General features: G+C 65.0%; 18 protein-coding genes. 6 read left to right on the top strand and 12 right to left on the bottom strand.

Features of this window, described 5'->3' with window-relative positions; all coding sequences use genetic code 11:
- Positions 1–105 precede the first annotated feature (105 nt).
- Entirely contained in the window at positions 106–918 is an 813-nt protein-coding gene (locus K289_RS0129285; RefSeq protein WP_027554750.1) for a uridine kinase, read from the top strand.
- A 14-nt stretch (positions 919–932) separates the two neighbouring features.
- Entirely contained in the window at positions 933–1,760 is an 828-nt protein-coding gene (locus K289_RS0129280; protein WP_027554749.1) for a molybdenum storage protein subunit alpha, read from the top strand.
- Positions 1,761–1,895: 135 nt separating this feature from the next.
- Here K289_RS0129280 and K289_RS0129275 read toward each other — a convergent pair whose 3' ends face one another.
- The 4 genes from K289_RS0129275 to K289_RS0129260 all read right to left on the bottom strand — a co-directional run bounded on the left by K289_RS0129275 (position 1,896) and on the right by K289_RS0129260 (position 5,402).
- Complete coding sequence (locus tag K289_RS0129275) at positions 1,896–2,825, bottom strand: aspartyl/asparaginyl beta-hydroxylase domain-containing protein (protein ID WP_027554748.1); 930 nt, start codon at positions 2,823–2,825, stop codon at positions 1,896–1,898.
- 142 nt (positions 2,826–2,967) lie between these two features.
- A complete protein-coding gene (locus K289_RS51770) occupies positions 2,968–3,123 on the bottom strand; it encodes a hypothetical protein (protein ID WP_198024791.1) in 156 nt (51 codons plus the stop codon).
- A gap of 169 nt (positions 3,124–3,292) precedes the next feature.
- Positions 3,293–4,342 (bottom strand): alpha/beta fold hydrolase, encoded by a 1,050-nt coding sequence (locus K289_RS0129265; RefSeq protein WP_027554747.1) that lies wholly within the window; start codon positions 4,340–4,342, stop codon positions 3,293–3,295.
- Between the two features lie 136 nt (positions 4,343–4,478).
- Positions 4,479–5,402 carry a LysR family transcriptional regulator gene (locus tag K289_RS0129260; protein WP_027554746.1) on the bottom strand — a complete coding sequence of 308 codons (924 nt, stop codon included), beginning with the start codon at positions 5,400–5,402 and terminating at the stop codon, positions 4,479–4,481.
- A 231-nt stretch (positions 5,403–5,633) separates the two neighbouring features.
- Between K289_RS0129260 and K289_RS0129255 the strand changes: the two genes are divergently transcribed.
- Positions 5,634–6,344 carry an SDR family NAD(P)-dependent oxidoreductase gene (locus tag K289_RS0129255; protein WP_027554745.1) on the top strand — a complete coding sequence of 237 codons (711 nt, stop codon included), beginning with the start codon at positions 5,634–5,636 and terminating at the stop codon, positions 6,342–6,344.
- A 49-nt stretch (positions 6,345–6,393) separates the two neighbouring features.
- A complete protein-coding gene (locus K289_RS0129250) occupies positions 6,394–7,662 on the top strand; it encodes a YbfB/YjiJ family MFS transporter (RefSeq protein ID WP_035686225.1) in 1,269 nt (422 codons plus the stop codon).
- 21 nt (positions 7,663–7,683) lie between these two features.
- On the opposite strand, the gene K289_RS0129245 is transcribed toward K289_RS0129250, so the two are convergent.
- The 4 genes from K289_RS0129245 to K289_RS0129230 form a co-directional block, all read right to left on the bottom strand.
- The gene (locus K289_RS0129245) at positions 7,684–9,144 is read right to left on the bottom strand and encodes an NAD(P)/FAD-dependent oxidoreductase (protein ID WP_027554743.1); all 1,461 of its coding nucleotides are present in this window, start codon (positions 9,142–9,144) and stop codon (positions 7,684–7,686) included.
- 160 nt (positions 9,145–9,304) lie between these two features.
- A complete protein-coding gene (gene ahcY, locus K289_RS0129240; RefSeq protein WP_027554742.1) occupies positions 9,305–10,726 on the bottom strand; it encodes an adenosylhomocysteinase in 1,422 nt (473 codons plus the stop codon).
- 124 nt (positions 10,727–10,850) lie between these two features.
- The gene (gene metK / locus K289_RS0129235) at positions 10,851–12,047 is read right to left on the bottom strand and encodes a methionine adenosyltransferase (RefSeq protein ID WP_027554741.1); all 1,197 of its coding nucleotides are present in this window, start codon (positions 12,045–12,047) and stop codon (positions 10,851–10,853) included.
- A gap of 61 nt (positions 12,048–12,108) precedes the next feature.
- Positions 12,109–13,464 carry a hypothetical protein gene (locus K289_RS0129230; protein ID WP_027554740.1) on the bottom strand — a complete coding sequence of 452 codons (1,356 nt, stop codon included), beginning with the start codon at positions 13,462–13,464 and terminating at the stop codon, positions 12,109–12,111.
- A 175-nt stretch (positions 13,465–13,639) separates the two neighbouring features.
- Between K289_RS0129230 and K289_RS0129225 the strand changes: the two genes are divergently transcribed.
- Both K289_RS0129225 and K289_RS0129220 read left to right on the top strand, forming a co-directional pair.
- Entirely contained in the window at positions 13,640–15,355 is a 1,716-nt protein-coding gene (locus K289_RS0129225; RefSeq protein WP_027554739.1) for a caspase family protein, read from the top strand.
- A 142-nt stretch (positions 15,356–15,497) separates the two neighbouring features.
- Positions 15,498–15,779 carry a hypothetical protein gene (locus K289_RS0129220; RefSeq protein WP_027554738.1) on the top strand — a complete coding sequence of 94 codons (282 nt, stop codon included), beginning with the start codon at positions 15,498–15,500 and terminating at the stop codon, positions 15,777–15,779.
- Between the two features lie 137 nt (positions 15,780–15,916).
- Here K289_RS0129220 and K289_RS0129215 read toward each other — a convergent pair whose 3' ends face one another.
- The 4 genes from K289_RS0129215 to K289_RS0129200 all read right to left on the bottom strand — a co-directional run bounded on the left by K289_RS0129215 (position 15,917) and on the right by K289_RS0129200 (position 19,712).
- Positions 15,917–17,035: a cobalamin-independent methionine synthase II family protein gene (locus K289_RS0129215; protein ID WP_027554737.1), complete on the bottom strand. Its 1,119-nt coding sequence runs from the start codon at positions 17,033–17,035 to the stop codon at positions 15,917–15,919.
- A gap of 187 nt (positions 17,036–17,222) precedes the next feature.
- Complete coding sequence (locus tag K289_RS0129210; RefSeq protein ID WP_027554736.1) at positions 17,223–17,939, bottom strand: ABC transporter ATP-binding protein; 717 nt, start codon at positions 17,937–17,939, stop codon at positions 17,223–17,225.
- The gene (locus K289_RS0129205; protein WP_027554735.1) at positions 17,932–18,687 is read right to left on the bottom strand and encodes an ABC transporter ATP-binding protein; all 756 of its coding nucleotides are present in this window, start codon (positions 18,685–18,687) and stop codon (positions 17,932–17,934) included. The genes K289_RS0129210 and K289_RS0129205 overlap by 8 nt, the downstream gene beginning before the upstream one ends.
- Positions 18,684–19,712: a branched-chain amino acid ABC transporter permease gene (locus K289_RS0129200; protein WP_027554734.1), complete on the bottom strand. Its 1,029-nt coding sequence runs from the start codon at positions 19,710–19,712 to the stop codon at positions 18,684–18,686. The genes K289_RS0129205 and K289_RS0129200 overlap by 4 nt, the downstream gene beginning before the upstream one ends.
- Positions 19,713–19,718 lie beyond the last annotated feature (6 nt).

Below are 19,718 nucleotides of genomic sequence, written 5' to 3'. Positions count from 1 at the left end.
CATCGTCATACCCCGCCGCCGCCCCGCGCACTGATTTGGGTGCCTTCCGGACATTGCTGGGCTATGTAGTGCCTGGACGCATTGACAAACGAAAGGACGTCTCACATGGCGAACACGACGGCCGAGCTGGAGGCGCTCCTGATGCAGCGCTCGCTCACCGATCCCGAGCTTGTGGCCGCAGCCGAGGCGGCTTCGGACTTCCGCATCCTGCCGGATGCGACCGTGATCAAGATCGGCGGACAGAGCGTGATCGATCGCGGCCGCGCCGCGGTCTACCCGCTGGTCGACGAGATCGTCGCGGCGCGCAAGGCGCACAAGCTTTTGATCGGAACCGGCGCCGGCACGCGCGCGCGCCATCTCTATTCGATCGCGGCCGGGCTGTGCCTGCCGGCCGGCGTGCTGTCGCAGCTCGGCGCCTCCGTCGCCGATCAGAACGCCGCGATGCTCGGGCAGCTCCTTGCCAAGCATGGCATCTCCGCCGTCAGCAGCGCCGGGCTCTCGTCCGTGCCGCTGTTCCTCGCCGAGGTGAATGCCGTCATCTTCAGCGGCATGCCGCCCTATAGCCTGTGGATGCGTCCCGCAGCCGAGGGCGTGATCCCGCCCTATCGCACCGACGCCGGCTGCTTCCTCGTGGCCGAGCAGTTCGGCTGCAAGGCGATGATCTATGTGAAGGACGAGAACGGGCTCTACACCGCGAACCCGAAGACGGCGAAGAATGCCACCTTCATCCCGAAGATCTCGGTGACCGAGATGAAGGTCAAGGGCCTGCAGGACTCGATCCTCGAATTCCCGGTGCTCGATCTGCTCGCTGCAGCGCGCCACGTTCGCGAGGTGCAGATCATCAATGGCCTCGTCCCCGGCAATCTCACCCGCGCGCTCGCGGGCGAGCATGTCGGCACCATCATCACTGCGAGCTAGAGTGAACCAACGCCATGGCTGACACCAACCAGATCAAGCACGTCGCCTCGCCGCTCGCGCGCCAGACCCTCCTCGATGGCGATCTCACCCGTCCCGTCGCTGGCAGCCGCCCAATCAAGCTCCTGCCTTGGGTGCATGTCGTGAAGATCGGCGGCCGCATCATGGATCGCGGTCACGAGGCGATCCTCCCGCTCGTCGACGAGTTGCGGTCGCTCCTGCCCGAGCATCGCCTGCTCATCTTGACCGGCGCGGGCATCCGCGCGCGTCATCTCTACAGCGTCGGTCTCGACCTCGGACTTCCGGTCGGGTCGCTGGCGCCACTCGCCGCAAGCGAGGCCGGCCAGAACGGCCATATTCTCGCGAACCTGCTCGCACCGGAGGGCGTCTCCTACGTCGAGCATCCCACCATCGCGAGCCAGCTCGCCATTCACCTCTCCGCCGCCCGCGCGGTCGTCGGCAGCGCCTTTCCGCCCTACCATCACCATGAATTCCCGACCTCGCGCATCCCGCTGCATCGGGCCGACACCGGCGCCTTCCTGCTCGCCGACGCGCTCGGGGCCGCCGGCCTCACGATCGTGGAGGACGTCGATGGTGTCTACACCACCGATCCCAATGGCGCCGACGGCAAGAAGGCTGAGCTGCTGAAAGAGACCAGCTTCGCCGAGCTTGCGAAGCTCGAGGGCACGCTGCCGTTCGATCCTGCGCTGATCGAGGTCATGGCCAACGCGCGCCACATCGCACGGGTGCAAGTCGTGAATGGCCTCGTTCCCGGCCGGCTCACCGCGGCGCTACGCGGCCAGCACGTCGGGTCGATCATTCACACCGGCGCCCGCCCGGTTTGATTGCGCCAGCGCATCGCGCTGGCGACACAAATAAACAAAGCCCCGAAGCTTGGCTCCGGGGCTTTTCGATTCTGAAATCGTAGGGCGGATTAGCGAAGTGGATTACGCTTCGCTAATCCACCCTACATGCTCAAATCACCGCAGCGCCGACACCACGATGAGGCCGAGGATCAGTGCCGTCAGCGAGTACTTCAGCGTGTAGTAGACGTTGCGGTTCCACTCCTTGACCTTGCGGCTGGCGAGATGGATCTCGTAGAGCTTGCCGAACACCTTGTTGAGCGCGCCGACATTCTCGCCGTCGACGTTCTGGGTCGCCGACGCCTTGACGATGTGATGGCTGACCCAGCGGTTGATCGCGGTCATGAAGCCGAACTTCATCGGACGCTCGACGTCGCAGAACAGGATGATGCGATTGACGTCGGTCGCGTTCTCGGCGCTGTGGATGAAGGTCTCGTCGAACATGAAGGCCTCGCCGTCGCGCCAGACGCATTCGACGCCGTCGACCAGGATGCGGCACTTGTTCGAGTTCGGCGTGACGAGGCCGAGGTGGTAGCGCAGCGAGCCGGCGAAGGGATCGCGATGCGCGCCCAGCTTGCCGCCCGGCGGCAGCATCGCGAACATCGCGCCATGCACGGACGGAATCGAGTTGAGCAGCTCCACGGTCTTCGGGCACAGCGTGCGCGCCGAGGGCAGGAAGTCGTCGTACCACTTCAGGTAAAAGCGCTTCCAGCCACTCTTGAAGAACGAGTAGAAGCCCCAGTCGTTGTTCTTGGCCGCCGCGCGGATGAAGCCTTCATCGAACAGGCGCACCGCCTCGTCGCGAATGGTCTCCCAATTCTCGCTGAGCGGCTTCAGCTCCGGAAACTGGTCAACCGAGATCACCGGCTTGTTCGGCACGGCCGAGCCCGCATACATCAGCACGTTGTACGGCGCGAGATAGGTCGAGTGATCGCCGAGCTGGCGCGCGAAGCGCAGCCGCTGCTTGCCCCGGAAGTGAACGTAAATCGTCGATGCCGCAAGCACATAAAGAATGACAAGTTGCGGCGCAAAGAGCTGTTTCAGCATATCCCCGTTCCCAAGTGACCCAGCCGGAAAGCGTGTAGCCCGCCGCGACCCCAGCGGCAAGGCACTCACCGGTGGGTTGCGATGTGACTGTGGATCACAAAGACGGAACCGGGTGCCAAGAAACGGACCGGAAGGAGCCGAATCAGGCCCGCGCCAGCGCCTGGAGCCCCTTGAAGGTCAGGCGCTTGGGATCCCTGACGCCTTCGAGATAGAGCCGGCGGATGAAGGTGATGGCCGCGTCGCGGTCACAGTCGGTCAGCGCGACGACGGCGTCGACTGCAATCTTCTGGGCTTCCATTGGGTTTACCTCGGCCTTGCGAGTACCCCGGCCGGGACAGGCTAGGACTCGCCGGTTAATCCGGCATTAACCGTTGGGACAGGGTGACCGATTCAGCCGGGCGGCCGAATACGCAAAACGACGCATTGGCGGTGCCTGAGCGGCCGGCGCGTGCCGGCCGCCCGCGCCTTCAGCTTCCGGCGATATCGACCACGGCCTGGGCAAAGGCCTGCGGCGCTTCCTGGGGCAAATTATGCCCGATGCCGCCGGTGATGGTCCGGTGCTCGTACTTGCCGGAGAACTTCTTGGCGTAGGCAGAAGGCTCCGGATGCGGCGCGCCGTTGGCGTCGCCCTCCATGGTGATGGTGGGCACGGTGATCACCGGCAGGCTCGCCAGCCGCTGCTCCAACTCGGCATACTTCGCCTCGCCCTCCGCAAGACCGAGCCGCCAGCGATAATTGTGGATGGAGATGTCGACGTGATCGGCGTTCTCGAGCGAAGCGGCGCTGCGGTCGTAGGTGGCATCGTCGAAATGCCACATCGGCGAGGCAAGCTTCCAGATCAGCTTGGCGAAGTCGTGCCGGTTCTTGGCATAGCCTTCACGGCCACGCTCGGTGGCGAAGTAGAACTGATACCACCATTGCAGCTCGGCACTCGGGGGCAGCGGCGTCTTGCCCGCCGCCTGGCTCGAGATCAGGTAGCCGCTCACCGAGACCATCGCCTTGACGCGCTCCGGCCAGAGCGCCGCGACGATGTTGGCGGTCCGCGCACCCCAATCGTAGCCGGCGAGCGTCGCCTGCTTGATGCCGAGTGCATCCATCAGCGCGACGATGTCCGAGGCAAGCGCCGCGGGCTCGCCGTTCCGCATCGTGTCCTGCGACAGGAAGCGTGTCGTGCCATAACCGCGCAGATGCGGAACGATAACGTGATAGCCCGCCTGCGCCAGCGCCGGCGCGACATCGACGAAACTGTGGATGTCGTAGGGCCAGCCATGCAACAGGATCACCACGGGACCATCGGCCGGTCCGGCCTCGGCATAGCCGACATTGAGAACGCCGGCATCGATCTGCTTGATCGCAGCGAACGACGTGTTCGCGCCCGGCTTGACCGCGGGCAGAGCGGCCGACCCCGCCTTGCTGGTTTGCGCCGCGACGGTGCGGCTGAAAACCAGAGGAGCTGCGATGCCGATCGCGGCGGTGGTGAGAAAACGGCGGCGATTGTCGTTTATTTCTTCTGACATCTTCATCTCGTGCGTTTTGCAGGCGCGCAATGCGGCCGACGGGCCGGTCTATCACGTCAGATGTGGGCACAATCGAGACGGCAGCGAACAGCCGGCCTGCGATAACCCCTCTTCCATGCGGGACACGAGTCACAATTCAGCGAGTGTCAATCGCCTTCTTCAGAACCGCGAACTGCTTCTTCAGTCGCGGCGCGGCGAAATCCGTGAAGGCTCGCACTTTCGGCACCGACAGCCGGCCCTGCGGCGAGATCAGATGCACGGGCATCTCGGGATCCTCGTCGCCAGCGAGCACGATATCGAGCTCGCCGCGATGCACCTGCTCGGCGACCTGGTAGGAGTACATCCGCGCGACGCCCCGGCCGGCGACGGCTGAGGCAACCGCGGCATAGGTGCTGTTGATCACGAGCCGCGGCGTGAACTGGACGGTGCGCGGCACCGAAGAGCCGCGTTGCGGCGCAAAGGTCCAGGAATTCGGCAGGTGGGCCATCGCGATGATCTGGTGCTTGGCGAGATCGCCGGGCTCCTCGATGCGCGGATGCTGGTTCAAATACCGCGGCGCGGCCACCACCACGCGGCGCACGTCGCCGAGCTTCGTCGCAACCATTGCCGAATCCGAGAGAGGACCGATGCGGAGTGCGACATCGATGCCCTCTTCGATCAGATTCACCGAGCGGTCGAACAGCAACAGCTTTGCCGACACGGTCGGGTAGGCATCGAGGAAAGCATCGAGGATCGGCCGCAGCACCATCTCGCCCGAGACCACCGGCGCGGTGATCGCGAGGGTGCCGCGCGGCGCGGCGCGCGGGCCGGCCGCGATATCATCGGCCTCCTCCAGCTCGCTTAGCACGCGGCGGCAGATCGCCACGTAACGCTCGCCCTCCTCGCTCAGCTTGATCGAGCGCGTCGTCCGGTGCAGGAGCTCGGCGCCGACCCGCTCCTCCAGGAAGGCGATGGCGCGGCTCACGGCGGCCGGTGAGCGGCCCAGCTTGCGCCCTGCAGCAGCAAGGCTGCCCTCGTCCACCGCGAGGACGAACACCTTCATCGCGTCCAGCCGATCCATGCCCTTCCCGCCACCCCTTCAAACCCCGTCTGCAGGCTAAGCGCTTGAGTGCGCTGGGACAACCGTCCCGGGGACCTATCCGGCATTCGATCGCGCCGCGAAAGAGTGTCTGCCGGACAGCGCGCATTCGCACCCGAGCCGCCGCGGCGTACTTGAACGGCCAAGCCGGTCACTGCCGCGCAGCCGACCGGCTCAAGTTCACGCTCACAGTTCCAACAACAGGAGCCCATCATGGGTATCGAGCAGAAAGTCGCCATCATCACCGGTGCTTCGCAAGGCATCGGCGCGGCCCTCGTCAAGGGCTATCGCGACCGCAACTATCGCGTCGTCGCAACGGCGCGCTCCATCAAGCCTTCCGCCGACGATGACATCCTCACCGTTGCCGGCGACATCGCTGACCCCGGCACCGCCGAGCGCGTGGTCTCGCAGGCCGTCGCCCGGTTTGGCCGTGTCGACACGCTGGTCAACAACGCCGGCATCTTCGTCGCAAAACCGTTCACGCAGTACACGGCGGAAGACTATGCGGCGGTGATGGGCATCAACGTCGCGGGCTTCTTCCGCATCACGCAGCTCGCCATCGCCGAGATGGAGAAGCAAGGCTCCGGCCACGTCGTCCAGATCACGACGACCCTGGCCGATCAAGCCAATTCGAAGGTGCCGTCGGTGCTGGCGTCGCTGAGCAAGGGCGGCCTCAACGCCGCAACGAAGTCGCTGGCGATCGAATACGCCAAGCGCGGCATCCGCGTGAACGCGGTTGCGCCCGGCATCATCAAGTCGCCGATGCATCCGGTCGAGACGCACGCCGAGTACGGCGCGCTGCACCCGGTCGGCCACATGGGCGAGATGGCCGACATCGTCGACGCTGTGCTCTATCTCGAGCAGGCCGGTTTCGTGACCGGCGAGATCCTGCACGTCGACGGCGGCCAGAGCGCCGGCCATTGAACGCGGGAGAGAGATGATCCGCGCGGCCAAGCCCGCGCAGGAGGATGAGATGACCGAACTGAATGCAGAGACGAAGCACCACGCCCGGCCGCATCAGCGGCCGGGATCACGTGCACACTCAACTTCACAATCCGCTTCACAATCTACTTCGCAATCCACCTGGCGATATGCAGTGGCGGGATTGTCCGCATCGCTGGTTGGTCTCGGCCTCGCCCGTTTTGCCTATACACCGCTGATCCCCGCCCTGATCGCTGCAAAGTGGTTCAGCGCCTCCGACGTCGTCTATCTCGGCGCCGCCAACCTTGCCGGCTATCTCGCCGGTGCGCTCGCGGCACGCGCCGTGGCCGCCCGCATCGGCGCGGTCCAATCGCTGCGCGCGATGATACTGCTCGCCACCCTCTCCTTCTTCGCCAGCTCACACCCGATCTCCTTCACCTGGTTCTTCGGCTGGCGTTTCCTCGCAGGCTTCACCGGAGGGATCATCATGGTGCTCGCGGCGTCCGCCGTGCTGCCGCACACCTCGCCCGCCAAGCGCGGCATCGTTGGCGGCGTGATCTTCGCCGGTGTCGGCCTCGGTGTTGCCGCATCGGGCACTCTGGTGCCGCTACTGCTGCAACAGGGCTTGCCTCAGAGCTGGTATGGCCTCGGTGTTCTCGCAGGCCTGCTGACTCTCGCGAGCTGGTGGAATTGGCCGGCGGAGGTGAAGACCGATGCTACGCCCGCGCCTTCTCACGCAAAGCAACATCACACCTCGCTCGCCGCGCGCGCCTTGCTGGTCCAGTACGGCCTCAACGCGGTGGCGCTGGTGCCGCACATGGTCTTCATCGTCGATTTCGTGGCGCGTGGCCTCGGCCAGGGCATCGCGGCGGGATCGCGCTACTGGGTACTGTACGGCCTCGGCGCGATCGTCGGTCCGCTCGTCACCGGCCATCTCGGCGACCGCGCCGGATTTGGGCCAGCGCTGCGCGCGGCCTTTCTGGTCGAGGCGGCCGCCGTGCTGCTGCCGACCGTGAGCACCGCGCCGGTCTCGCTGATCGTGTCGAGCGTCGTGGTCGGCGGCTTCACACCCGGCATCGTGCCGCTCGTGCTTGGGCGCATCCATGAGCTGGCCCCGCACAGCACCGAACAGCAGCGCGCGACGTGGAGCCACGCCACCACCAGCTTTGCGCTGTTCCAGGCGGCCGCGGCTTACGGCTTCTCCTGGCTCTACGCGCAGGCAGGCGGCGACTACCTCGTGCTGTTCGCCCTCGGCGGCGGCGCGGTGGTCCTGGCGCTCGCGATCGATCTCGCACTGGCGCTGACCGCGCGCAAAGCGTGACCGCAACGGCGGCGGCAGTGATCAGGAATACTGCATCACGCCGTCGTCGATACGGCCGTAGCGCAGGGAGACGATGTCCAGGGCGTAATTCTGGTAGAGCCGCCAGGGCCGTTTGGAGCCCTGCTTGGGCATCTTCGCGATTGAGCGCTGCACATAGCCCGAGGTGAAATTGAGCGAGGGCTGGAGGCTGACCGCCGGGTCGTCATTGTGCGGAACGCATTGACGGAAATTGTGCCGGTCCATGTAGTTGATGAGCCGGCAGACATATTCACAGGTGAGGTCGCATTTCAGCGTCCATGATGCATTGGTGTAGCCGAAGGCCGAGGCAAGGTTCGGCACGTCGGCATACATCATGCCCTTGTAGGTCAGCGTTTTCGCGAAATCGACGGTCCGGCCGTCGACGCTGATCTCGAGGCCGCCGACGACCTGGAGCACCAGGCCCGTGGCCGTGACGATGATGTCGGCCGCGAGCTCGCGGCCATCCTTCAGGCGGATGCCGTCGCGGGTGAAGGTCTCGATCTCATTGGTGACGACGGAAGCGCGCTGCTCGCGGATCGCCTTGAACAGGTCGCCGTCTGGCACGAGACACAGCCGCTGGTCCCAGGGATTGTAGCGCGGCGTGAAATGGGTCGCGATGTCGTAGTCGGGTCCGAGCGCCATGCGCACGCCCTTGAGGATCAGCTCCCTGACCTTCGCCGGACGCCGGCGGCTGAGCTGGAAGAAGAACATCCCCCACATCACGTTGCGCCATCGAATCAGATGGTAGGCAAGCATCGCCGGCAGGTCGCGGCGCAGCTTGTTGGCGAGCGGATCCTGCGCCGGCCGCGAGACAACGTAGGTCGGCGAGCGCTGCAGCATCACGACCTGCGAGGCCTTCTTGGCGAGCTCCGGCACCAGCGTCACCGCGGTCGCGCCCGAGCCGATCACGACGACACGCTTTCCCGCGTAGTCGATGTCGTCGGTCCATTTCTGCGGATGCACGATGCGGCCCTGGAAGTCCGCCGTGCCCTTGAACTCCGGCGTGTAGCCTTCCTCGTATTTGTAGTAGCCGGAGCACATGAACAGGAAATTGCAGGTGAAGCGCACGAGCTCGGTCGCGCCCTCGCCCGTCGTGCGTTCGGCCTCGACGGTCCAGCGCGCGTCCGGCGTCGACCAGGATGCGCGCTTGACGCGATGGCGATAGCGGATCTTTGCGTCGATGCCGTTCTCGGCCGCGGTTTCCCGCACATAGTTCAGGATCTGCGGCCCGTCGGCGATCGCCCTTGGATCGGTCCATGGCTTGAAGGAATAGCCGAGCGTGAACATGTCGCTGTCGGAGCGGATGCCGGGATAGCGGAACAGGTCCCAGGTACCGCCGATGCAGTCGCGCCCCTCCAGGATGACGTAGCTCTTGGTCGGGCATTTCGTCTGCAAGTGATAGCCCGCGCCGATGCCCGACAGGCCGGCACCGACGATCAGCACGTCGAAATGTTCTTGCTGCATGATTTCCTCCGCCGCTGAGGATTGTCCGCCTGCAGGTCCTGTCCGTCAACTGGCAATCGACCCGTGGCACAACCACAGGACGTTTCGAACGGCGCATTCAAAACAACGAAGCCCCGGATCGCTTCCGGGGCTTCGCGTCGATGGTCGATCGAATAGGGTCTCAGTAGCGATAGTGATCGCTCTTGTACGGGCCTTCCTGCTTGACGCCGATGTAGTCGGCCTGGTCCTTGCGCAGCTCGGTGAGCTTGACGCCGATCTTGGCGAGGTGCAGGCGCGCGACCTTCTCGTCGAGCGTCTTCGGCAGCACGTAGACCTTCTTCTCGTACTTGCCGTTCTTGTTGTTGGCGAACAGCTCGATCTGCGCCAGCGTCTGGTTGGTGAACGACGCCGACATCACGAAGCTCGGGTGGCCCATCGCGTTGCCGAGGTTCACGAGGCGGCCTTCCGACAGCATGATGATGCGGTGCTTGTCGGGGAATTCGATCTCGTCGACCTGCGGCTTGATGTTGGTCCACTTCAGATTGCGCAGAGAAGCGATCTGAATCTCGTTGTCGAAGTGACCGATGTTGCAGACGATGGCGCGATCCTTCATCGCGCGCATGTGCTCGATGGTGATGATGTCCTTGTTGCCGGTCGCGGTGACGAAGATGTCGGCGCGGGGCGCCGCGTCTTCCATGGTCACGACCTCGTAGCCCTCCATCGCAGCCTGCAGCGCGCAGATCGGATCGACTTCCGACACCATGACGCGGCAGCCGGCCTGGCGCAGCGAGGCAGCCGAGCCCTTGCCGACGTCGCCGAAGCCCGCGACCATCGCCACCTTGCCCGACAACATCACGTCGGTGCCGCGGCGGATGCCGTCGACGAGCGATTCACGGCAGCCATAGAGGTTGTCGAACTTCGACTTGGTGACGCTGTCGTTGACGTTGATGGCGGGGAACAGCAGCGTGCCCTTGTTCGCCATCTCGTAGAGACGATGCACGCCGGTGGTGGTTTCTTCCGAGACGCCCTTGATGTTCTTGGCGATCTCGCCGAAGTAGCCCTTCGGCTTCTCCTTCAGCAGGCGCTTCACCAGCGCGTAGAAGATCTCTTCTTCCTCCGAGCCCGGCTTGTCGAGGAAGGCGGTGTCGCCGTTCTCGGCGCGCACGCCGGCATGCACCAGCATGGTGGCATCGCCGCCGTCATCGAGGATCATGTTCGGGGTGCCGCCGCCATGCCAGTCGAACAGCTTGGCCGTGTAGTCCCAGTATTCGGTCAGCGTCTCGCCCTTGACGGCGAAGACGGGAATGCCGGCCGCGGCGATCGCGGCGGCGGCGTGATCCTGCGTCGAGTAGATGTTGCAGGAGACCCAGCGGATGTCGGCGCCGAGGGCGGCGAGCGTCTCGATCAGCACCGCGGTCTGGATCGTCATGTGCAGCGAGCCGGCAATGCGCGCGCCCTTCAGCGGCTGCTTCGGGCCGAACTCCTCGCGGGTGGCCATCAGGCCGGGCATCTCGGTCTCGGCCAGCGAGATTTCCTTGCGGCCGAAATCGGCGAGCGAAATGTCCTTGACGATGTAATCGGTGAAGCCGGGCTTCGCGTTCATAGGAGGTTTCCTGTTTGTTTAGCTCGTCGTTCCGGGGCGCCCGCGAAACGAGCGACCCCGGAATCCAGCGGTTCGAGATTCCGGGTTCGCCGCCTTCGCGGCGTCCCGAAAATGACGTCGGTGATTACAGCGCGCGCTTGAGCGGTTCGACCAGGTCGGTCTTCTCCCATGAGAAGCCGCCCTCGTTGTCGGGCGTGCGACCGAAATGGCCGTAGGCCGAGGTGCGCGCGTAGATCGGGCGGTTGAGATCGAGATGGGTACGGATGCCGCGCGGCGTGAGGTCCATCGCCTTTGCGGCAGCCTTCTCGAGCTGGTCCTCCGACACCTTACCGGTGCCGTGGGTGTCGATGTAGATCGACAGCGGACGCGCCACGCCGATCGCGTAGGCGAGCTGCAGCGTGCAGCGGTCGGCAAGACCGGCCGCGACGATGTTCTTGGCGACGTAGCGCGCAGCGTAAGCGGCCGAGCGGTCGACCTTGGTCGGATCCTTGCCGGAGAACGCGCCGCCGCCATGCGGGGCAGCGCCGCCATAGGTGTCGACGATGATCTTGCGGCCGGTCAGGCCGGAGTCGCCATCGGGACCGCCGATGAAGAACTTGCCGGTCGGGTTGATGTGCCAGATGGTCTTCGGCGTGATCCAGTCCTTCGGCAGCGCCTCGCGCACATAGGGCTCGACGATGTCGCGAATCTGCTTGGACGAGATGTCCTCGACCAGATGCTGGTGCGAGACCACGATCTCGCGCACGCCGACCGGCTTGCCGTTCTCGTACTGCACGGTGACCTGGCTCTTGGAGTCAGGGCCCAGAACCTTCTCGCGGCCGGAGTGGCGCGCTTCGGAAATGAGGCGCAGGATCTTGTGGGCGTAGAAGATCGGCGCCGGCATCAGGTCTGGCGTCTCGTTGGTGGCGTAGCCGAACATGATGCCCTGGTCGCCCGCGCCCTCTTCCTTGACCTCACCCGGCTGCAGCGCATCGACGCCCTGCGCGATGTCGGCCGACTGCGGATGCAGCAGGATCTCGATGTCGCAGGTCTTCCAGTGGAAGCCTTCCTGCTCGTAGCCGATGTCCTTGATCGCGCCGCGCACGACGCTCTCGATCTGATCATTGGTGACCGACTTCGGACCGCGGGTCTCGCCGGCGATCACCACCTTGTTGGTGGTCGCGAGCGTCTCGCAGGCCGCGCGGATAGCCCAGGGATCGATGCCGGCTTTCGGCCCCTCGCGGTAGAACAGGTCGACGATCTCATCGGAAATCCGGTCACAGACCTTGTCCGGATGGCCTTCAGACACGGACTCGCTGGTGAAGAGATAGGACGCGCGCATCAGTAACCCCTTGTTCCGCCTCTGCTCGGCGGTCGTTTGCGATGTTTACCTTTGGATTGTGTCAATCACGCCGTCGCGAGATGACGTAGGACTCGTCGAGAAACCAGAGCCCGTTGTACTTTCGCAGCACGTCCCTGGCGGCATCCAGAGTGCGGCCGTTTTGAGTCATTTCTGTCAATCGGTCGTCCTCGATCTGAGCGACATACACCGCCGCATTCCACGCTGCAAAGGCCGTCGAAGTTCCGATGGTACCGGTTACCTCGTTGGGCAGAGCTTCCATATCATACCTGAAGATCGAGCGGTTATCAGCATAAGCGTTGAAATTTAAGTCGCGGCCCAACGATCCCAGCTCATACCTGACTGCGCGCAATAGCTCATGACGGCTCACCGCGAAAGGATTTTCTCCGGGCCAGATCGCCTGGATCATTTCCATGCCGGGATCGTGACCATGAGAGTGAATCCCTATCAGGCGCCCCCCTGGCCGCAAGGCCCGCGCCAGGGGCGCAATGATCCGCTTTGCCCGGAAATTGACCGAGGACAGGGCGCGGTAGGGCTGGGATGCAATGACGAGGTCGAAATTGGCCTCGGTCTGGCCCGGCCGCGGAATGGTCGAATCCAGGAGGAATCGGTGGTCCTCGCGATAGAGCACGAGGACGACGGGCCGCTCGTAAAGTGGCATGGCCGTGCGTGGGCTGATCGCGGCGCGCCAGTTCTGCTCCAGGAACGGCCTCAGCTCGGCGATCTGCGTCTCGAACTCTCCCGACGAAGCGCCCCGTAGCGGGACTTCGTGCCAAACGGTGGCAGCCGCCGCTGCAGGCGATGCCGGCGTGAGCCAGGGCGCCTCCGAATAGAACATGTTGGTAAAGACGAACACCGACGCAGGGTGCTCGAAAATGCGATCCGGCACCTTCTCCAGCGTCAGGCGCAGATCCTCGAGACTGAGCTCCTTGCCGGCGACGTAGAACGGCATGTGCGGAAAGCGCTGGTGCGTTGCGCGCAGCACCCGCGCCAGCACCGTGCCGTCGCCGACGCCCGCGTCGAACACCCGTAGTGCCGGTGGGCGCGGATGGATGGTGGCAAGCTCCAGCGCCACGCGGTCGGCGATGACCCGCTTCTCGCTGCAGGTGTGGACGAACAGCAGGTATTTCTGCCGGTTCTCGAAGAAACGGAAATTACCGCGCGGATCGCGCTTCTCCGGGGGCACCTGAAGTCCCCGCGGCGGCGGCATACCGCCGGTCATCGACGCGGCCATATAGGCCTGGATCCGCTCCAGCGTGTCGATGGTGATGCGCTTGCCCTCGCGCAGGCGCTGCACGAGCTTCCCATCGTTCACCGCGCGCCGGCCAAACGTCGATTCCGCCATGTCCGCCTTGCGGCAGAACTCGGTGATTTGGCTCAGGATTTCGTCGTTCTTCATCGGTGGGACGGAAGTGGGCAGAAGGATTGGGTCCTGTCTCCTAGCAAAATCTGCCCACTGATGGAATACCCGACCGAGGCACCTCGCTCTGCCATATCCGGGACAACGGGAGCGATGAACCGCGGCGCACCGCCGGGCAACAAACAAGCGCTCCTCTTCCTACAGGACCATCACCATGCGCCGCCTGCTCGTCGCGCTCTGCCTGCTCACCGCTGCGCTGTGGTCGGCGCCCGCCTTGGCGCAGGCGCGCAATCAGCTCGGGCCGCTCTGCACCACCGACACCACGCCGCCGGACCAGATGATCGACGCCTGCAACAAGATCGTCGCGCTGAAGGTTTTCAGGGGCGGGCAGCTTGCGACCATCTATTTCTGGCGCGCCGTAGGCCGGAACAAGAAAGGCGACTACACCAGGGTGATCGCGGATGCGAGCGAAGCGATCCGGCTGCAGCCAAGCCAAGCCGCCTACAATCTGCGTGGCTCTGCCTATTACGACAGGGGCGAGTACGACATCCCGATCACCGATTTCGACGATGCGCTGAAGCTGGGTCCGCCGAGCAGCACCATCTTCCACAACCGCGGCAATGCCTGGCGCGGCAAGGGCGACTATGCAAAGGCGATCGCCGACTACGATGCCACGATCAAGCTGGAGCCGAAATCGGCGTTCTCGTTCCAGAACCGCGGCATCGCAAAGGAAGCACTCGGCGATCTCGACGGCGCGCTTGCCGACATCAACCAGGCAATCCGGCTCGACCCGACGCTGCCGCAGCCGCTGATCAACCGCACCGCGATCTGGCGGGCCAAGGGCGATCTCGAACGCGCCATCGCCGACGGCAGCGAGGCGATCCGGCTCGCGAAGGAGAAGCCGCCGACGAACATCATGACGCCGCCGAACAGCGTGCTGATCTCCGGCTACATCCATCGCGCGCTCGCCTATGAAGCCAAGGGCGACTACACCCGCGCCAGCGACGACTACAAGGCGACGTTGGCGATCGTGGCTTCGGATGCCGGCAGCAAGGCCAATCAGGCGACGGCGAAGGTACGCCTCTCGCTGGCGACGGACGCGAGCGCGCCGATCCCGCGCGATGCGCCGACGCCTTCAGGACAACGGCAGACCACGCCTGTGCAGCAGGGCAACGCCACGCCGGCGCCCTCGCCTGCACTCACGAGCCCCGGCAAGCGCATGGCACTGGTCATCGGCAACGGCGCCTATACGCATGTCAAGGCGCTGCCCAATCCGCCCAACGATGCGCGTGCGGTGGCCAAGAGCCTGCGTGACATCGGCTTCACGGTGTCCGACGGCATCGATCTCGACCGCGCGGCCATGCAGAGGATGACGCGCGACTTCCTGCGCGAGGCGGCGCGGGCGCAGGTTGCGGTGGTCTACTATGCCGGCCACGGCGTGCAGGTCGACGGCCGCAACTACCTGATCCCCGTCGACGTCGAGCTCAAGGCTGGCAGCGGCATGACGGAGGCGATGATCGACATGGATACGATCATGGCGGGCCTCGGCGACCAGGTCCGCACCAACATTCTGATCTTTGATGCCTGCCGCAACAATCCGATGGCGCAGCAGGTGGCGTCCGCCGGGACCAATCGCGGCATCGAAGGCGCCTCGGGGCTCGCAGCTCCAACAACCCTGGGCGCCGGTGCGACGCTGGGCGCCGGCACGTTGATCGCGTTCGCCACAGCGCCGGGTCAGGTCGCGCTCGACGGCGAAGGCGCCAACTCGCCGTTCTCTGCCGCCCTCTCTCGCCATATCGGCACGCCAGGCCTCGAGGTGCAGCAGATGCTGACGCGCGTGCGGGCGGAAGTGGTGTCGAGCACGAAGAACAAGCAGGTGCCGTGGTCGAACTCGTCGCTGCTGGGCGAGGTTTATCTGGCAGAGAAGTGACGGCGCGTGCGTGCAGGACGCCGAACGCGGACAGGTCACTCTTGCGGGCTCGGATTGCTTGATACAAAGCCGAGTCGCCCGTAGGTTGTCACGCATGGCGCAACCATAGTCATTTCAAATCGCGCCCTTTGAGAGGAAATCAATGAAGAAGTTGCTCGGCGGTTTCGCCGCCATTGTCATGAGCACCACGATATCGGGCGCCCCCGCTCATGCGCAAAGCAAGAATTCGACCCCGCATGCGCTCGACTGCATGGCCAAGGCGGGGTTCACCCACGAGATGTGGGTCGCCAGGCGCGCCGGCACCAATGCTCAGGTTGCCCAGTACATTGCGTGCCGCGACGGCGTTTCAGTGTCACAGGCGAAGCAGACCGGGCGCAGCGACGGCAATTTCGACACCTTCAAGCCGAGCAAATCCAGCAAATAGGTTGGGCGACCGGCGAACGTCAAACACCGGGATGTCCGGGCGCTCAGCGGAGCACGCCGTGGTGCGTGTCATCGCCTCAAAATGCACATGGCCGGGACAAGCCCGGCCATGACGTTATCTGCGCTGCCTGAGGGAGCCTAGTTGCCCCACACTTCCTTCGCGATCTCCACGGCGAGGCTGAGCTTGGCCCACTGCTCCTCCTCGGAGAGGATGTTGCCTTCCTCGGTCGAGGCGAAGCCGCATTGCGGGGAGAGCGCGAGCTGCTCCAGCGGAGCGAACTTGGCCGCCTCCTCGAGGCGGCGCTTGATGTCGTCCTTCTTCTCGAGCTCGCCGAACTTCGAGGTGATGACGCCGACCACGACGACCTTGTTGCCCTTGGGCAGGAAGCGCAGCGGCTCGAAGCCGCCGGCGCGGTCGGAATCATATTCCAGGAAGTAGCCGTCGTAATTGGTGCCCGCGAGCAGGGTCTCGGCGACCGGCTCGTAGCCGCCCGAGGAGATCCAGGTCGAGCGGAAATTGCCGCGGCAGACATGGGTCGAGACCACCATGTCGGCGGGCTTCTCGGCCAGCGCGTAGTTGATGATGCGCGAATAGATCTGCTGCAGGCCATCGGGATTGTCGCCGCGCTCGCGCGCCTTCTTCAGCTCGTCCTGCGAGCAGAGATAGGCCCAGACCGTGTCGTCGAACTGCAGATAGCGGCAGCCGGCATCGTAGAACGCCTTGACGGCTTTCCGATAGGTCTTGCCGAGGTCTTCGTAGAAGGCGTCGAGATCGGGATAGACGTCCTTGGAGATCGCCCTGCGGCCGCCGCGGAAGTGCAGCACCGCCGGCGAGGGGATCGTCATCTTGGCGGTCACGTGGGCCTGGTCGGCGTACTTCTTCAGGAAGCGGAAGTGGTCCAGCATCGGATGGTTGTCGGGGAAGTCGAGCTTGCCGATCACCCGCACCGCGTCATGCCGCGTCTCGACACCCGCGAACTGGATGCCCGTTTCGGGGTGGAACATTTCGCAGCCGGTGAGCTTCGCCAGGAAGTCGAAATGCCACCAGGAGCGGCGGAATTCGCCGTCGGTCGCAAGCTTCAGGCCGACCGAGGCCTGCTTGTGCACGACCTTCTCGATCTCCAAGTCCTCGATCTTGCGCAAATCATCGGCCGAGATCTCGCCCTTCTCGAGCTTCGCGCGGGCCTCCTTGATCTTGGCCGGGCGCAAAAGGCTGCCGACCTCGTCGGCGCGGAACGGGGCTTTGGTTCGTTGCATTCTTGTTTCTCCCGAAATTTCAGTCGGCGCAGGTTGTACTCCCTCTCCCCGCTTGCGGGGAAAGGGTTGGGGTGAGGGGAGTCTCCGCGGGGGGCGGTAACAGTTAGACTCGCGGAGAGTCCCCCTCACCCGGATCGCATCTGGCGATGCGATCCGGCCTCTCCCCGCAAGCGGGGAGAGGCGAAGTTCAGTGGGCGGCCGCCCCGGCGACGCCGAGATGGCGCTCGAGGACCGAGGGGTCGGCCTTCAGGGCGGCGCTCGGGGCGTCGTGGACGATCGTTCCGCGTTCCAATATCACAACGCGGTCGGCAAGCCCCAGAATCTTTTGGGCATTCTGCTCGACGATGATCGAGCAGATGCCGCCCGCCCGGGTGATGCTCCCGATCGCCTTCAACAGCTCCTCGACGATGATGGGGGCAAGGCCCTCGGTCGGCTCGTCCAGCAGCAGGACCTTCGGATTGAGGGTGAGTGCGCGACCGATCGCCAGCATCTGCTGCTCTCCGCCGGAGAGCTGGTTGCCAAAGTTGCTCCGCCGCTCCTTCAGCCGCGGGAACATCTCGTAGACCTTCTCAACCGTCCAGGGACCGGGCTGCGCCACCGCGGTCATGTTCTCTTCCACCGTGAGCGAGCGGAAGATATTGCGCTCCTGCGGCACCCAGCCGATGCCGGCGCGCGCCCGCTGGTCGGGCCGCAAAGCCGTGACGTCGGTGCCGTCGAGCGCGACGCTGCCCGAAAAGCGGCGGGTGACGCCGACGATGGAGTTGATCAGCGTCGTCTTGCCGGTGCCGTTGCGCCCGAGCAGCGCCAGCACCTGCCCCTCGGCGAGGCGCAGGGACATGTTAGGCAGCACCACCGCCTCGCCATAGCCGGCGCGAAGCGAGTCGATTGCGAGCAGGTCAGACATTGACCGCCTCCTCGCCGAGATAGACGGCCTTGACCTGCGGGTCGCGCGCGACCTGCTCGGGCGGGCCTTCGGTAAGCAGCGCGCCGGAGACCAGCACGGAGATGCGGTCGGCGAAGGAGAAGACGAGATCCATGTCGTGCTCGATCAGAAGCACGGTGACGTCACGCGGCAGCGCGCCGACGACGGCCAGGATGTCGTGGCGCTCGCTCTCGGGCACACCGGCGGCGGGCTCATCGAGCAGCAGCACGCGCGGCTTGGCGGCGATCGCGACCGCGATCTCGAGCAGGCGCTGCTTGCCGTATGGCAGCGTCACGGTCGCTTCGTTCATGACGTCGAGCAGGTGGAAGCGCGTCAGAAGATCGGCGATCTCGCCGTTGACGTCGCCGCGCGTGCCCATCCGCCGCCACCAGTCGCCGCCATGGCCGAGACGCTCGGAGACCGCGAGACCGATGGTCTCGAGCGGCGTCAGGTCGGGGTAGAGCTGGTTGATCTGGAAGGTGCGCGACAGGCCGCGCAGCACGCGCTTGTGCACGGGCAGATCGGTGATGTCCTGGCCTTCGAGCAGGATGCGCCCGGAATTCGGCTTGAGCACGCCGGTGAGCTGGTTGATGACGGTGGTCTTGCCAGCACCGTTCGGGCCGATCAGCGCGTGACGGGCGCCCTGCTCGATCCTGAGCGAGAGATCGCGGGTGACGCGCAGGCCGCCGAACGTCTTTTCGAGGTTTTGGGTTTCGAGCGCGATGGTCATGCGTCGCTCTCCGGCACGGCGACGACGGCCTTGCGCCCGGCCACCTGCTTGATGATCAGGTTCGGCACGAACAGCACCCAGCGGTGCAGGCGCTGGCGGCCGACCAGCACGATCACGACCAGCACGAGCCCGATCCAGAACTGCCAATATTGCGGGGTGATGGTCGAGAACCATTCCTGCAGCATACGGAACACCACTGCGCCGATCAGGCCGCCATAGAGATAGCCGGTGCCGCCGATGACCAGCACCAGCATCAGGTCGGCGGAGCGCTCGAACGCGAACACGTCGAGCGAAGCGATCGCCGTGGTCTGGGTGAACAGCGCGCCCGCAATGCCGGCATAGAAGGCGGCAAGCGTGTAGATCGCGATCAGGCGGCGGTTGACGGGAATGCCGATGGCGGCGGCACGCAGCGGATTGTTCTTGATCGCGCGCAGCGACAGGCCGAACGGCGAATGCACGACGCGGCGGGCGAGCAGGAAGAGGAGGAACAGCACGGCGAGCGAATAGAAGAAGCCGGCCTTGCCGAACATGTCGAACGGGATCTGGCCGAAGATCGGCTGCATCTCGATGCCCTGCAGGCCGTCGGTGCCGCCGGTGATATTGGAGAAGCGCTCTGCGAGCGCTTCCAGCAAGAGCGCGATGCCGAGCGTCACCATCAGCCGGGTCAGGTCGACGCCGCGGATGACGAGGAAGCTCGTGGCAAAGCCGAGCACCATTGCGGCAAGGCCTGCGACGATCAGCGCCAGCACGGGCTCGTTGATGATCCCGTGAAGCGCAAGAAGCCCCGCGGCATAGGCGCCGACGCCGAAGAACGCGGCGTGGCCGAGCGAGACGATGCCGGCATAGCCGAGGATGAGGTCGAGCGACATCGCAAACAGCGCCAGGCGCAGGATGTCGGTCATGATCAGATAGCGCGTGGGAAACAGGAAGCCGCAGCCCAGCACGATGAGCCAGAAGGCGACTTCGCCATAGTGCCAGCGCGCCTGGCGCTGGGCGTGGTAACCGACGTCGGAAGAAGCGCTCATCGGCGA

Source organism: Bradyrhizobium sp. Cp5.3 (assembly GCF_000426265.1).
Lineage (GTDB): Bacteria > Pseudomonadota > Alphaproteobacteria > Rhizobiales > Xanthobacteraceae > Bradyrhizobium > Bradyrhizobium neotropicale.
This window is presented reverse-complemented; position numbering and strand designations above follow the sequence as displayed.